The following is a 12,567-nucleotide window of genomic DNA, read 5'->3' as shown; positions in this document are numbered from 1 at the left end:
CCGCGGATTTAACCAATGGTGGGTGCGCAAGCTTACCCACCCTACAGAAATAATATGGCGCGTATACCGCGTAGCGCGGGTAAGCGGAGCGCACCCGTCGGTCTAACCCAAAAACCACGCCAGAAAATAGTCGCGAAAATCATTCGCGGGCCGTTAATGATTGGTCGTCATCGCTTCAAACTGCGTCGGTGGTAGCAGCGCGAACGACTGTTTCATTTCACGGGTTTCCGCCCCCGGCGTGCGGCCAAACAGACGGCGAAACTCGCGGTTAAACTGCGACGGGCTTTCATAGCCGACGCGCAACGCGGCGGTGGCGGCGCTGAGGTTGTCGCGGATCATCAATAGCCGCGCCTGATGCAGACGCACCGCTTTGATGTACTGCACGGGCGAGTTGCTGGTCACCGCTTTGAAATGCGCATGAAAGGCGGGCGCGCTCATGCCGGCTTCGGCGGCGAGCGTTGCGACATCCAGCCGCCCGGCGTAGTCGGCGTGAATGCGTTGCAGCACGCGCGAGATGCGGCTGAACTTGCCGAAGCTTGCCAGCGCCGCGCGGATAGCGCCGCCCTGCTCACCCATCAATACGCGGTAATACAGCTCTTTGACAATCGCCGGGCCGAGAATGTGCGCCTCCTGCGGGTGGCTCAGCGCGCGCAGGAGCCGCAGCGTGGTGTCGGCAAGCGGCGCGTTAAGCGGCGTGGAGAGAATGCCTTCCGGCGGCGCGGCGTTTGCGCCCCGCTCGTCGTCGAGCGCCAGCACCAGTTCAGCAATCACGGTCATTTCAAGCCGCACCGCCACGGCAAGCAACGGCACCTGCGGCGTGGCGTCGGTTTCGGTTGAAAACGGCAGCGGCACCGAGAGCACCAGATAGTGTTGGGCATTGTAGGTGTAGATCTTATCGGCGAGATAACCGCGCTTGCAGCCCTGGCAGACAATCACAATACAGGGCTCATACAGCACCGGCGTGCGCGACAGCGCGCGGTTGGAGCGCATAAAGCGCACCGCATCAAGCTGTGAGCGGGTGTAGCCCTCCTGTGGGGCGAGCTGTTCCAGAAGTTCGATAGTTTCACGCTGTACTGATGACATCGTCATTGCGGCGTCTCCTTCATATTTTCCTGCAACGATTGTGGCACGTTGCGCGCAAAGCTTCACCAGGGCTAATAGGATCAGGCAATACAGCGAGAGGAATGGCGCTATTGAGAGAACCGCTGCGGGCGTAGCCTTTATGCATACGGCACCGGCAGCCCGCCGGGCCTTCTTGTGAAGGAGTAAGCACCATGACGATGACCGAAGAACGCAAAGTTATCCTGCTCACCGGCGCCAGCAGCGGGATCGGCGAAGCGACGGCGCGCCTGCTGGCCGCCCAGGGCTACCGTTTACTGATTGGCGCGCGCCGCACCGACCGTCTCGCGGCGCTGTGCGAGGAACTGCGCTTTAACGGGGCGCAGATAGATTACGCGGCGCTGGACGTGACGAAACTCGACAGCATGGAAGCCTTTGTGCAGACGGCGCTTGATAAATATGGCCAGGTTGACGCCTTCATTAATAACGCAGGCGTGATGCCGCTCTCGCCGCTGGCCTCGCTGAAAGTGGACGAGTGGAATCAGATGCTGGATGTGAACGTGCGCGGCGTGCTGCACGGCATCGCCGCCGTATTGCCGGTGATGCAGGCGCGCAATCGCGGGCAGATCATTAATATCGCGTCCATTGGCGCGTACCGTGTTTCCCCGACCGCCGCCGTGTACTGCGCCACCAAATATGCGGTGCGCGCGATAACCGACGGGCTGCGCCAGGAAAATGAAACGATCCGCGTGACGCTAATCAGCCCCGGCGTGGTGGAATCTGAACTGGCGACGCATATCACAGATGAAACCGCCCGTGTGGCGATGGATGATTTTCGCCGCATTGCGCTGCCTGCTGACGCCATTGCCCGCGCCATCGCCTACGCCATCGAACAGCCCGATAACGTCGACGTGAGCGAAATCGTGGTGCGTCCGACGGCCAGCCCGCATTAATGCTATTTATCTCTGCCGGGGTTCGCCCCGGCTTTTTGCCTCTGCATGCCCTTTGCGTTTTTTTACAGGCCCGTTTACCCCGCTGCCAGCAAGACGGCGGCACGCGGCGCTCATCACTTTGACGATCCCGGCCACGCGCCGCCAGTCGAGGCACCGCGCGGCTGGATGCCCTGAAGCCGCTCAAATAACCCTCAGTCCGCCCCGCTGGCGGGCCTTTTTCATCAGATAAACCCGTAAAACCCGCCACTTTTACCCTGCATCCACCAGGCTTTCTATACTGTTGGCCGGGAGGTTTTACATGCTAAGAATATTTCGCTCGCTTTTTACCAGCCCGGAAAAGCTGGTTCATGCCGTTCATCCGGCGCATATCCAGGATGCGATTGACGAAGGAGAACGCATTATTATCGACGAGGATGGCAACGCCTCGGTTAATGTGGAGTGTCTTGCCGTACAGGAAGATTTCGCCCGCCACGTCGAAATGCTGAAGAGGGCTTAAGATGGGAACGGCGATATTTATGGTGTTGATGGTGTGCGGTTACTGGTATACCAGCCGCGATCTCTCCACCCGGTTTAAGTTTATGCGCACCTCCGGGTGGGACGTCTATTTCCTGGTGGCGCTTTACGGCTGTATTTTCGTGTTGCAGGGCATTATCGCCACCGGCCTGCTGTGGCTGGCGCTGCTTGGCGTCTCAAGCGTGCTGAATGCATTCCCGGCGTGGTCCGGCAGCGACGATTATCACTACCAGATGGCGTTTATGAACTGGAGCTTTCTCGGCATCCAGGCGCCGGTGGTGCTGATGCTGGGCTTTGCCATTCTGTTTTGCCTCTACCGCGCGAACTGGTCGCCGACGGCGAAGCTTGATAACACTGGCCGCCGCACGCTCTACCGCACGCTCTCGCGCGCCAACGGCATCGAAGGGCTGCTGTATGAGTGCATGGAAGAGGGCGAGCTTATCTGGATAACGATGAAATCCCAGCGTGTGTATATCGGGATGATCCATAGCGCCACCTTCGACAGTACCCGCAGCGATATCAGCAATCTGGTGCTCATTCCGATGCTGAGCGGCTACCGCGACCACGAAACGCTGGATTTGCGCGTCGAGCATAATTACAGCGCCTGGTATGACAGCCATGGCATCACGCTGCAGGCCGGAGAGAAATCGGCGCTCGCTTATCGCAAAGTCATTCTGCTCAATCAGATTGAGAGCCTGTCGCTGTTCGACCCGGCGCAGTCGCTGGCGCTTGGGATGCGCGACACGTAGCGCAAAATGGTGCCCGGGCGGCTGTGTTACCCTGCCCGCCTGGGTCAATACAGGGTTATGCGAATGAACGACACTCACTCTTTTATGACACCGGTGCCGCTGGACAAAGCGTACCGGTTAATTAATCACGGGCCAACGGTGCTGGTTTCCGCTCGTCACGACGGCGTGGAAAATGTGATGGCCGCCGCCTGGGCCTGCGGGCTGGATTTTATGCCGCCAAAGGTGACGGTGGTTATCGATAAAATCGCCCGCACCCGCGAACTGCTTGAGCGCAGTGGGTCATTTGTTTTACAGGTGCCGACCGTCGCACAGCGGGAAATGACGTATCAGGCGGGCACGCTGAGCCTGCATAACGAGCCTGAGAAACTGAAACTCGCCGGTGTGGAACTGTTTCATATGGACGGCGTTGAGGCACCGCTGGTTGCGGGCTGCTCGGCATGGCTCGCCTGCGAGCTGATTCCCGAGCCGCATAATCAGCAGCAGTACGATCTGTTTATCGGTCAGGTGACCGCCGCATGGGCGGATACCCGCGTCTTTCACGATGGCCGCTGGCACTTTGAAGATGCGCCGTCTGAGCTACGCAGTCTGCATCACGTCGCGGGCGGACATTTTTATGCTATCGGCGAGGCTTTCCCGCGTACTGATAACGAAATCTGAACGCCCTTCTCACGTCCATTCCAAAGCCAGCGCGTCTGGCTTTTTTTGTCTCTTGCAAACGGTAAATCCTGCCATTCACCGCCATTTTATTCTGGAAAGCTTTTTCTCCAGGCGCTGACGCTGAAGCAGATTTGTTGGATCGTATTAAGTATGTTGTAACTAAAGAAGGTGATTATCGTTCGGTTAAGCCTTTACCCCGGTTTTTTCGTGGTTTTGCGAGGTTTTTTCTCCGGTGCGCGCATGGCAGCGGCAATTCCTTCATGCGCCCAGCGCAACAATTCCTGATTATCTTCCACCAGCTCTTCGGCAATGCGGTAATAACCCAACGCGACTTCCTGCTGGTCACCGCTGCGCCGGGTGGTGACATAGGTAAAAGGCGGGAAGCCTTCGGCGATAAACCGCTCGCGGTTCTGATCGTCTGCTTTGATGTAAAGCTGCGCGTCGCCATCCACCAGCGCAAACATCCGTCCGGCCTGAAACAGCGCCACGCAGCCAAACATACGGCGGGTTTCTACCACGCCGAGCGGCGCCAGCTGGTCCAGTACAAACGTCACGTATTCACGGGAAACGCTCATCACTCTCCTCCCGGTTGGGGTACAGGAATTAACTCCGACTTAAAAAGGTCGGGATCTAAATTAAGATCTGTTTAATTAAAAAGGATCGCTAAAAGTGACAGGGTTAGTCGCTTTGCATGCGGCGGGATCAAATGCGATCGTCTATCAGGATATTTTTTGTTCACTTTGCACATGTTATCCACAAGAAAGCGAACCCGCGCAAGAATATCTTTATGATAAATCACTAACCCGTTGATAAGCAAAGTTAAACCCTCCCTCTCTCCGGCCCCCTTTATTTGCGGCGCGAAATTTTGGTTTGCGTCACATTTTTTAATGACTTTTTATTTGAACGAAAACAGAGGCTTATAAGGAATAGTCAACCTGAGACTTGCGAAGCGTGCAATGAATGCCAGAGTTAACAAGGACTTGATGATTAAGCACAGCATTGTGCCAGACACTGGAAAGGAGGATGTATGAACCGTTTTCAAGAGAAAGTCGTGGTCGTGACGGGTGCAGGATCAGGCATTGGTGCCGCCGCCGCGCGTCGTTTTGCGCATGAAGGCGCAAGCGTTGTGCTGGTTGGGCGCACAAAAGAAAAACTCGATAAAGTGGCCGCGACGCTTACGCAAGGCAAGCACCTGGTCGTGCCCTGCGACGTTTCTGACGCGCAACAGGTACAGGCGCTCGCGCAGCGCGTGGCGGATGAATTTGGTCGCGTCGATGTGTTAGTGAATAACGCTGGCGTGATTGTACAGGGCAAAATTCATGAGATTACGCTTGAGGACTGGGAAACGCTGATGGGCACCGATCTGAATGGCGTTTTCTACTGCCTGCACGCGTTTATGCCGGGCCTGCTGAAAACCAAAGGCAACGTGATTAATATTTCATCGGTCTCCGGGCTGGGTGGCGACTGGGGCATGAGCGTTTATAACGCGGCAAAAGGCGCGGTCACAAACTTTACCCGATCGCTTGCGATGGATTACGGTGCCGATGGCGTACGCGTGAATGCGATTTGTCCGGGCTTTACGTTTACCGATCTCACAGAAGATATGAAGCAGGATGAAGCGCTGCTGCAAAAATTCTATGAGCGAATCCCGCTGCAACGTGCGGGCGAGCCGGAAGATATCGCCGATGCGATTGCGTTTCTCGCGAGCGACGACGCCCGGTATATCACAGGCGCGAATTTGCCGGTGGATGGCGGCCTGACGGCCTCAAATGGTCAGCCGAAACAGGCGTAACAAAAAAGCGGGCTTCATGCCCGCTTTTGCTTTCCGCATCAAAAATAAGAGCGTTTTAAGCCGCCGTCACGGGTTCCAGACGCGCGCCCTGCTGCAGTGACGCCATATCGATCACAAAGCGATATTTCACATCGCTTTTCAGCATCCTTTCCCACGCCTCATTGATTTCCTGAATGTTGATCACTTCCACGTCGGCAGAGATGTTGTGCTTCGCACAGAAGTCGAGCATCTCTTGCGTCTCGGCGATCCCGCCAATACACGAACCCGCCACGCTACGCCGCCCCATAATCATGGGGACCGTATTGACCGCAGGCTGTACCTCTCCAAGGAGGCCGACAAAAACCAGCGTGCCGTCAATTTTAAGCGTCGACAGATACGGGTTGATGTCATGCGCGTAAGGCACGGTGTCGATAATTAAATCGAAATGTCCGGCGACCTGCTGCATCTGGCCTGGCTCTTCAGAGAGCACTACGTGATGCGCACCAAGGCGGCGTGCGTCTTCCTCTTTCCCTGGCGAGCGGGTGAACAGCGTCACGTCGGCACCGAGCGCATGGGCAAGCTTGATAGCCATATGCCCGAGACCGCCAAGCCCAACCACCGCGACACGGCTGCCTTTGCCGACGTTCCAGTGGCGCAGCGGCGACCAGGTAGTAATCCCGGCGCAGAGCAGCGGCGCGGCCCCTTTGAGATCTAACCCTTCGGGGATGCGCAGCACGAAGTCCTGCGAGGCGAGAATAATCTGTGAGTAGCCGCCAAACGTCAGCTCGCCATCATGGCGATCGATACCGTTATAGGTCTGAATGCAGCCTTCAAGACAGTATTGTTCCAGCCCCTCGCGGCACGGAGGACAACTGCGACACGAATCGACCATACAGCCGATGCCCGCGAGATCGCCCGGTTTGAATTTTTTCACGTCGCTGCCGACCGCCGTGACGCGGCCAATGATTTCATGGCCCGGCACAATGGGATACTGACTGAAACCCCAGTCGTCACGAGCCTGATGAAGATCGGAATGGCAGACGCCGCAGTAGAGAATTTCGAGGACGACATCGTCGGGGCGCGGCGCGCGGCGGGTAAACTCAAAAGGCGCGAGCGGCGCTTCGGGGCTCTGCGCGGCATAGCCCAGCACTTTCATGGTCATTATTGTCTCCGGTTACGCGTATCAGCGGTGTTTACTTCTTATACTGCGCATCGGTGACTTTTGCCAGGCACCGGGCGGTGCCGGTTATGGTGGGTTGTAAGGAGCGGAGCGCTAACGTCTTGATATCGTTAGTACCGCTCCCCTCCCCCGCCAGGTGCGGATTATTCTGCTTTAGGAAAATCCACCACGGTGTCGTTCACCCGGTTCACCATGTTGGTAAACAGAATGGCGCTGATGGCGCTTAAGATCTCAATAACCTGACGGTCGTCGAAACCGGCGTCGCGCAGCGCGGTCACGTCGCTTTCCGGCAGCGTGCCGCGCGTCGTTATCACGGTTTTCACAAAGCGCAGCAGCGCATCGATATGGGCATCCTGGGCAAACTGCCCGGCACGCAGCGCGCGGGTATCATCGGCGCTGTAACCCGCTTTTTTCGCCATCAGGGTATGCGCGGCGAGGCAGTAATCACAGCCGGTCGTCTCGCTCACGACTAGGTTAATGGCTTCCAGCTCGCGGGCGCTCAGCGCGCCCTTTTTCAGCGCCATATTGTGTTGCAGCGCCTGGGAGAGAATATCCGGCGCGTTGCTGCCGATGGTGGCATACGCGTTAGGGACTTTACCCATCGCGCTTTTCAGCGTATCAAACAGCTGGGCGGTTTTACCGGTGGCGGTTTCTGTCGCAATGGTCTGTAAACGGCTCATGATGCACTCCTTCGTCAATAAATGCCCGTCTGCGGGCGTTGTGTGCATACTACGCGTGACGCCTTACGCCATCTGCCGCCGGGCGTCGCGGATTTTTGTCTTATCGTCTCAGGAGCTTTATGGACAGCCTCAGCCAGCTTATCGCCCTTCTCGCGCCGGAAAGTTCTGTCGATTTGCACTGCCGCTTCGCCGGACGCTGGCAGTCGGATCATGCACAGAGCCCGGCTGGCCATATTCCCTGGCACGCCATCCTCTCTGGCAGCGCGCGACTGGTGCTCAATGGTGAAGTCATTCATGCACGGGCGGGCGATATCTTTCTGCTGCCTCACGGCGCACCGCACCGTCTGGAAAGCCATAAGCAGGACGGTGCCACCGCCCGCGTGCAGCGGCACGAGAATGCGGTGGTTACGGAAGTCGTGACGGAAGGCGACGATACGCCGCTGGTGATGCTGTGCGGTGAGTTTCGCACCGGCATCAGCGGCGCACTGCTTTTTAGCGGTCAGCCTGCATTGCAGCGTATCGCCACAGGCGGACGGGAAGACTGCCGCTCGCTCGCGGCGCTTCTGACCATGCTGTCGGATGAGAGCCTGAGCGGGCGACCGGGTGCCGCGGCGATTGTACGCGAGCTTTCTTCTACCCTACTCACGCTGGTCTTACGCGCCCTGCTGGCCGATGAGAACGGCGCGCCAGGCATGTTGCCATTGCTGGCGGATAAACGCCTGGCACCGGCCGTCAGCGCGGTGCTGACGAACCCGGAACAGCCGTGGACGCTGGAAAGCATGGCGGCGCGCTGTTTTCTCTCCCGCGCTACCTTTGCAAGACACTTTGCAAGCCGTTACCCGCTTACCCCCCAGGCCTGGCTGAATCAGGTGCGGATGGCGCGCGCGGCAAGGCTCCTTGAGCGCGAACAGGACGCTATCGGCCGCGTGGCGGAGGCGTGCGGCTATCTGACCCAGGCCGCGTTCAGCAAAGCGTTCAAAAACGCCTGGGGCGTTACGCCGGGCCAGTTCCGCCAGCAGCACGCCCGCCCTTAGGGGTTATCGCGAGCAAGCTGCGCCATCATCGCGCAAAACGTCTCGCGTGAAACGCCATGTACCGGATGAGTAAAGCGCATCCCGAAATCCTTTTGCAGGCAGTCATAGACCGCGCCGTCGTCGGCAAGCGTCCGGCGCTCGCCATTCACGGTGAGATGGCGGTTAAGCAGTTTTAAGGGCGTTTGTCCGGGAGGGTGTAGCGCCGCCAGCAGGTGATGGCGGAAATGAGAATCCGGCCAGTGGGCAATAAAATGGTTGGCCATCAGGTAATCTGCCGGATACTGACGCGCCTGGTCAAAGCGGTAAAGTGCGTGCCAGTCGTCGCCCTCTTCTTTTAAGAGCAAAAACTCGCTTTGTCGGCTCTCAATACGAAAGCGCCCTTCCGGGCCGGTTATCTCCGCGCCATGTGCAAGCGGGATCGGCGCGCACAGCGTCGCCCCGCCAAAACCGACATCGGCTATCCACGGCGCATCGTCAATCATCACCTGCACCAGGCGGTGCGTGCGCGGCGGCATAGCGTCAGGATCGGCGATTAATACTCTCGCGGCGAGCGCTTCCACGGCAAAGCCGCATTCCGCGAGCGCGCGGGAGAACAGCGCGTTTTGCTCAAAGCAGTAGCCGCCGCGCCCGGCTTCCACCAGCTTGATGAAAATCGCGTCATCATCAAGCAGGATCTCGCGCCCTAACAGCACATCGAGATTTTCAAAAGGAATGGTCGCGGTGTGGCACTTGTGCAGCGCGGTAAGCGTCTCAAGCGTTGGGCGCGGTTCACCGGTGTAGCCAATTCGGGAGAAGTAATCCTGTCGTTTGAATGCCATGCGAAGTCCTTAATCTGCGTCCTTTGTCTGTCTGATGATAGCGCTTTTCCCGTAAAGCATGTGGCAGGGCGTGTTCAGGCTATTGAATTGTCACCGCATAACGAAAAAGCACCATGCATCGGGCGATATATTAATGAAAATCGTAGTCGCTCCTTTTTACCGCTTCGCTTAAAACCGCTTTCTACATTTATTTCCTTTTATGTAAAGCGAATGTAAAAATAAAATTCACATGCAATTATTTGCTTCCTGAAGTTATACAGAAAAGGAGTTTTCGTACATATTTCGCCGCAAGTGGATAATAATTATCCAGTTAATTTTGGTTGAGATTACTCTCAAAAAACAGAATATCCGCGATTCCGTCTCCCGTTTAAAAATATCTGCTACGCTTTTTAGGGCGTATCAAATTTATAAATTCTGTAGAGGACGCATAAATATTTCTTTACAGGTAACTGTATATTTCGGAAGAGGTGATTTATGACGACATACGAAGAAAATTATCATGACTGGCTGCGTGACGCTCATGCGATGGAGAAACAAGCGGAACAGATGCTGGAGTCAATGGCCTCCCGTATTGAGCACTATCCTGACCTCAAATCCCGTCTTGAGCAGCATCTGGAAGAGACGCGCCACCAGCAGCAGCTGATTAATTCCGTTATTGAAAGAAATAACGTTTCAACCTCTGTTGTCAAAGACACCATGAGCAAAATGACGGCGATGGGCCAGGCCGTGGGCGGTATGTTTGCTTCTGATGAAGTGGTGAAAGGCGCTATCAGCGGCTATGTCTTCGAACAGTTTGAAATTGCCTGCTACACCTCGCTGATTGCGGCGGCAAAAGCCGTGGGCGATGAACAGGGTGTGGTGATTTTTAAACAGATCCTGGAACAGGAAATTGCGATGGCGGAGTGGTGTCTGAACCATTTACCGGACGTTACTCAGCAATTCCTTAATCGCGCAGCCGCGCCAGGCGTTGAAGCGAAAAAATAATTTCTGAATAAATTCGCCTGTCATTTATATGGCAGGCAAAAAATGAGTGTTGTCGTGTAAACAGGAGAACCTGATGTTCCGACATGTAAAACAATTGCAATATACGGTCCGCGTCGCGGAACCGAACCCGGGGCTGGCAAATTTACTGCTGGAACAATTTGGCGGCCCGCAGGGCGAACTCGCCGCGGCTACCCGCTATTTCACCCAGGGGCTGGGTGATGAAGATCCGGCACGTAAAGAGATGCTGATGGACATCGCCACAGAAGAACTGAGCCATCTTGAAATTATCGGTTCCCTTGTGGGGATGCTCAACAAAGGTGCTAAAGGCGATTTGGCGGAAGCCACTGAAACCGAAGGCGAGCTTTACCGCTCCATTACGGGTGCGGGTAACGACAGCCATCTGACCCAGGTGCTTTACGGAGGCGGGCCGCCGCTGACTAACTCCGCAGGCGTACCGTGGACGGCGGCGTACATCGATACCATCGGTGAAATCACCGCGGATCTGCGCTCGAACATCGCGGCGGAAGCACGCGCCAAAATTATCTATGAGCGACTGATCAACCTGACGGACGACCCGGGCGTTAAAGATGCCCTCGGCTTCCTGATGACCCGTGAAGTCGCGCATATGCTCTCGTTTGAGAAAGCGCTCTACTCTATTCGTAATAACTTCCCGCCGGGCAAACTGCCGCCGGTGGAACAGTACACGAATGTTTACTACAACATGTCCAAAGGTGACGACCTGCGCGGCAGCTGGAACAGCGACGAAAACTTCGAGTACGTCGCCGATCCGCAGCCGGCAGTTAATGGAGGCGACGGTATGATTGATATCCAGCTTTCGCCGGAACAGCAGGCGAGCGTACTGACCATGGCACAGCGTCTGCAGTCCGATCCGGGCATCAACCCGGTGACCGGCGCGGAAATGGGCGCATCAGTGCCCCCGGTAGAGCGTCAGTCGAAAAAGCCGGTTGAGAAAAAATAACCGGCCTTAAAAGAAAACCCTGCTCCGGCAGGGTTTTTTATGGCTTACATCTCATAGCCTGGTTTGCGGGCCAGCGTATCAAGCTGTGGCGCTATCTCGGTATCCCACACCTCGCTTTTCCACTGCTCCGGCTGGACTTCATTGAGCGCCACCGAAACGGAACTCTCTTTGCTTTGCAGATGTTTAACGATGACCTGAGTGAGTTCATCGGCCAGCGCCTGCTGTTGCGCGTCGCTCAGATCGCGCGGGAAGAATTTCACATCGATATGCGGCATAACGGTTCCTTGAAACGTGAACGGTTCATCATCATGCCCCAGACCAGACTGTTCATTCACGCTTTTTTACGTGCAACACCTTCCCTCCTTAGTGACGTTGTCACGCATTTTGGCATTTTTTGCCGTCAAGCGGGCTTACCCGTGGCGACAGGTGTTGCTGCCGTCAGGTTTAGGCTACTATCGTTTCCCTTAACGAAGATAATAATGGTGTAACCTGCTCGCGGCCTTTGATAAAGGCACGGCATTCAACCGGGAAACATTTATGAACCTTAATGAGATCATTCGCACTCGTCATACCAGCAAAGCCTACGACAACAGCCGTAAACTGACGGCCGAACAGCAGCAGGAGCTGCTGGATCTGCTGCGTTTTAGCCCCTCTTCCGTCAACTCCCAGCCGTGGCACTTCTTTGCCGTGACTACTGAAGAAGGCAAGGCGCAGATCCTGCCGGCGCTGATGGACGCCAACCAGGTAAAAGCGAAAAACGCCGCCATGACCGTGGTGTTCACCATTAAAGAAGAGCTGAACGAAGCGCATCTGCTGCAGCTGCTGGAAAAAGAGCAGCAGGATGGTCGCTACGACAGCGAGGAAGCGCGCGCCGCGAACGATAAAGGCCGCCGCTTTTTTGTTGGTCTGAACAGCGAAACGCCAGAGCAGCAGCGCGAATGGATGACCCGTCAGGCCTATCTGGCGCTCGGTTTCCTGCTGCTGGGCGCGGCCGCGATGGGCCTCGACGCGACGCCTATCGAAGGTTTCCATCCGGAGAAAATGGATGAAGTGCTGGGCCTGAAAGAAAAAGGTCTGCGCAGCGTGGTGGTAGCGACCATCGGTTATCGCAGCGATGCCGACTTCAACGCCACACTGCCGAAATCCCGTCTGGATCAGGATGTGGTGATCACGCAGCTCTGAGTGCGTTG

General features: G+C 56.4%; 15 protein-coding genes. 9 read left to right on the top strand and 6 right to left on the bottom strand.

Annotated elements, in window-relative coordinates:
• Positions 1 to 153: 153 nt before the first annotated feature.
• Entirely contained in the window at positions 154 to 1,089 is a 936-nt protein-coding gene (locus tag ACUW6V_RS00600) for an AraC family transcriptional regulator (RefSeq protein ID WP_454037856.1), read from the bottom strand.
• 185 nt (positions 1,090 to 1,274) lie between these two features.
• Between ACUW6V_RS00600 and ACUW6V_RS00595 the strand changes: the two genes are divergently transcribed.
• From ACUW6V_RS00595 to ACUW6V_RS00580, 4 genes are all read left to right on the top strand, one after another.
• Positions 1,275 to 2,012: an SDR family oxidoreductase gene (locus ACUW6V_RS00595; protein WP_007697843.1), complete on the top strand. Its 738-nt coding sequence runs from the start codon at positions 1,275 to 1,277 to the stop codon at positions 2,010 to 2,012.
• Positions 2,013 to 2,310: 298 nt separating this feature from the next.
• The gene (locus ACUW6V_RS00590) at positions 2,311 to 2,508 is read left to right on the top strand and encodes a hypothetical protein (protein WP_004384946.1); all 198 of its coding nucleotides are present in this window, start codon (positions 2,311 to 2,313) and stop codon (positions 2,506 to 2,508) included.
• A gap of 1 nt (position 2,509) precedes the next feature.
• Positions 2,510 to 3,274, top strand: coding sequence for a hypothetical protein (locus ACUW6V_RS00585; protein WP_007867746.1), 765 nt, complete (start codon positions 2,510 to 2,512; stop codon positions 3,272 to 3,274).
• 63 nt (positions 3,275 to 3,337) lie between these two features.
• Complete coding sequence (locus tag ACUW6V_RS00580; protein ID WP_454037855.1) at positions 3,338 to 3,931, top strand: flavin reductase family protein; 594 nt, start codon at positions 3,338 to 3,340, stop codon at positions 3,929 to 3,931.
• 191 nt (positions 3,932 to 4,122) lie between these two features.
• Here the strand turns inward: ACUW6V_RS00580 and ACUW6V_RS00575 are convergent, their stop codons facing one another.
• On the bottom strand, positions 4,123 to 4,506 hold the full coding sequence (locus ACUW6V_RS00575) for a TfoX/Sxy family protein (protein ID WP_097649531.1): 384 nt from the start codon (positions 4,504 to 4,506) through the stop codon (positions 4,123 to 4,125).
• A 452-nt stretch (positions 4,507 to 4,958) separates the two neighbouring features.
• On the opposite strand from ACUW6V_RS00575, the gene ACUW6V_RS00570 reads away from it, so the two are divergent.
• Positions 4,959 to 5,723 (top strand): SDR family NAD(P)-dependent oxidoreductase, encoded by a 765-nt coding sequence (locus ACUW6V_RS00570; RefSeq protein ID WP_014728900.1) that lies wholly within the window; start codon positions 4,959 to 4,961, stop codon positions 5,721 to 5,723.
• A gap of 55 nt (positions 5,724 to 5,778) precedes the next feature.
• Here the strand turns inward: ACUW6V_RS00570 and ACUW6V_RS00565 are convergent, their stop codons facing one another.
• A complete protein-coding gene (locus ACUW6V_RS00565; RefSeq protein WP_076726927.1) occupies positions 5,779 to 6,864 on the bottom strand; it encodes an NAD(P)-dependent alcohol dehydrogenase in 1,086 nt (361 codons plus the stop codon).
• 161 nt (positions 6,865 to 7,025) lie between these two features.
• Complete coding sequence (locus tag ACUW6V_RS00560; protein WP_175568337.1) at positions 7,026 to 7,562, bottom strand: carboxymuconolactone decarboxylase family protein; 537 nt, start codon at positions 7,560 to 7,562, stop codon at positions 7,026 to 7,028.
• Between the two features lie 119 nt (positions 7,563 to 7,681).
• Here ACUW6V_RS00560 and ACUW6V_RS00555 point away from each other — a divergent pair, with 119 nt between their 5' ends.
• A complete protein-coding gene (locus ACUW6V_RS00555) occupies positions 7,682 to 8,596 on the top strand; it encodes an AraC family transcriptional regulator (RefSeq protein ID WP_454037854.1) in 915 nt (304 codons plus the stop codon).
• On the opposite strand, the gene ACUW6V_RS00550 is transcribed toward ACUW6V_RS00555, so the two are convergent.
• The gene (locus ACUW6V_RS00550; RefSeq protein WP_454037853.1) at positions 8,593 to 9,414 is read right to left on the bottom strand and encodes an arylamine N-acetyltransferase family protein; all 822 of its coding nucleotides are present in this window, start codon (positions 9,412 to 9,414) and stop codon (positions 8,593 to 8,595) included. The genes ACUW6V_RS00555 and ACUW6V_RS00550 overlap by 4 nt on opposite strands.
• A 474-nt stretch (positions 9,415 to 9,888) precedes the next feature.
• On the opposite strand from ACUW6V_RS00550, the gene ACUW6V_RS00545 reads away from it, so the two are divergent.
• Both ACUW6V_RS00545 and ACUW6V_RS00540 read left to right on the top strand, forming a co-directional pair.
• Positions 9,889 to 10,398 (top strand): ferritin-like domain-containing protein, encoded by a 510-nt coding sequence (locus tag ACUW6V_RS00545; RefSeq protein WP_004384953.1) that lies wholly within the window; start codon positions 9,889 to 9,891, stop codon positions 10,396 to 10,398.
• A 73-nt stretch (positions 10,399 to 10,471) separates the two neighbouring features.
• Positions 10,472 to 11,377 (top strand): manganese catalase family protein, encoded by a 906-nt coding sequence (locus tag ACUW6V_RS00540; RefSeq protein WP_004384954.1) that lies wholly within the window; start codon positions 10,472 to 10,474, stop codon positions 11,375 to 11,377.
• 44 nt (positions 11,378 to 11,421) lie between these two features.
• Here the strand turns inward: ACUW6V_RS00540 and pptA are convergent, their stop codons facing one another.
• The gene (gene pptA, locus ACUW6V_RS00535) at positions 11,422 to 11,652 is read right to left on the bottom strand and encodes a tautomerase PptA (protein WP_080320787.1); all 231 of its coding nucleotides are present in this window, start codon (positions 11,650 to 11,652) and stop codon (positions 11,422 to 11,424) included.
• Between the two features lie 262 nt (positions 11,653 to 11,914).
• Between pptA and nfsB the strand changes: the two genes are divergently transcribed.
• Positions 11,915 to 12,559, top strand: a complete 645-nt coding sequence (gene nfsB / locus ACUW6V_RS00530; protein WP_004384956.1) for an oxygen-insensitive NAD(P)H nitroreductase — start codon at positions 11,915 to 11,917, stop codon at positions 12,557 to 12,559.
• Positions 12,560 to 12,567 lie beyond the last annotated feature (8 nt).

The sequence above is a fragment of the Cronobacter sp. 153480017-3 genome (assembly GCF_053627815.1).
Note: the sequence above shows the minus strand (reverse complement) of the source record. Positions and strands in the feature narration are given on the sequence as shown.

What these genes read in the sequence shown, in the direction of transcription:
- ACUW6V_RS00560 (WP_175568337.1), bottom strand. Translation starts at nt 7,562, where the DNA reads ATGAGCCGTTTACAGACCATTGCGACAGAAACCGCCACCGGTAAAACC.
- nfsB (WP_004384956.1), top strand. Translation starts at nt 11,915, where the DNA reads ATGAACCTTAATGAGATCATTCGCACTCGTCATACCAGCAAAGCCTAC.
- ACUW6V_RS00600 (WP_454037856.1), bottom strand. Translation starts at nt 1,089, where the DNA reads ATGACGATGTCATCAGTACAGCGTGAAACTATCGAACTTCTGGAACAG.
- ACUW6V_RS00550 (WP_454037853.1), bottom strand. Translation starts at nt 9,414, where the DNA reads ATGGCATTCAAACGACAGGATTACTTCTCCCGAATTGGCTACACCGGT.
- ACUW6V_RS00540 (WP_004384954.1), top strand. Translation starts at nt 10,472, where the DNA reads ATGTTCCGACATGTAAAACAATTGCAATATACGGTCCGCGTCGCGGAA.
- ACUW6V_RS00585 (WP_007867746.1), top strand. Translation starts at nt 2,510, where the DNA reads ATGGGAACGGCGATATTTATGGTGTTGATGGTGTGCGGTTACTGGTAT.
- pptA (WP_080320787.1), bottom strand. Translation starts at nt 11,652, where the DNA reads ATGCCGCATATCGATGTGAAATTCTTCCCGCGCGATCTGAGCGACGCG.
- ACUW6V_RS00570 (WP_014728900.1), top strand. Translation starts at nt 4,959, where the DNA reads ATGAACCGTTTTCAAGAGAAAGTCGTGGTCGTGACGGGTGCAGGATCA.
- ACUW6V_RS00555 (WP_454037854.1), top strand. Translation starts at nt 7,682, where the DNA reads ATGGACAGCCTCAGCCAGCTTATCGCCCTTCTCGCGCCGGAAAGTTCT.
- ACUW6V_RS00580 (WP_454037855.1), top strand. Translation starts at nt 3,338, where the DNA reads ATGAACGACACTCACTCTTTTATGACACCGGTGCCGCTGGACAAAGCG.
- ACUW6V_RS00565 (WP_076726927.1), bottom strand. Translation starts at nt 6,864, where the DNA reads ATGACCATGAAAGTGCTGGGCTATGCCGCGCAGAGCCCCGAAGCGCCG.
- ACUW6V_RS00595 (WP_007697843.1), top strand. Translation starts at nt 1,275, where the DNA reads ATGACGATGACCGAAGAACGCAAAGTTATCCTGCTCACCGGCGCCAGC.
- ACUW6V_RS00590 (WP_004384946.1), top strand. Translation starts at nt 2,311, where the DNA reads ATGCTAAGAATATTTCGCTCGCTTTTTACCAGCCCGGAAAAGCTGGTT.
- ACUW6V_RS00575 (WP_097649531.1), bottom strand. Translation starts at nt 4,506, where the DNA reads ATGAGCGTTTCCCGTGAATACGTGACGTTTGTACTGGACCAGCTGGCG.
- ACUW6V_RS00545 (WP_004384953.1), top strand. Translation starts at nt 9,889, where the DNA reads ATGACGACATACGAAGAAAATTATCATGACTGGCTGCGTGACGCTCAT.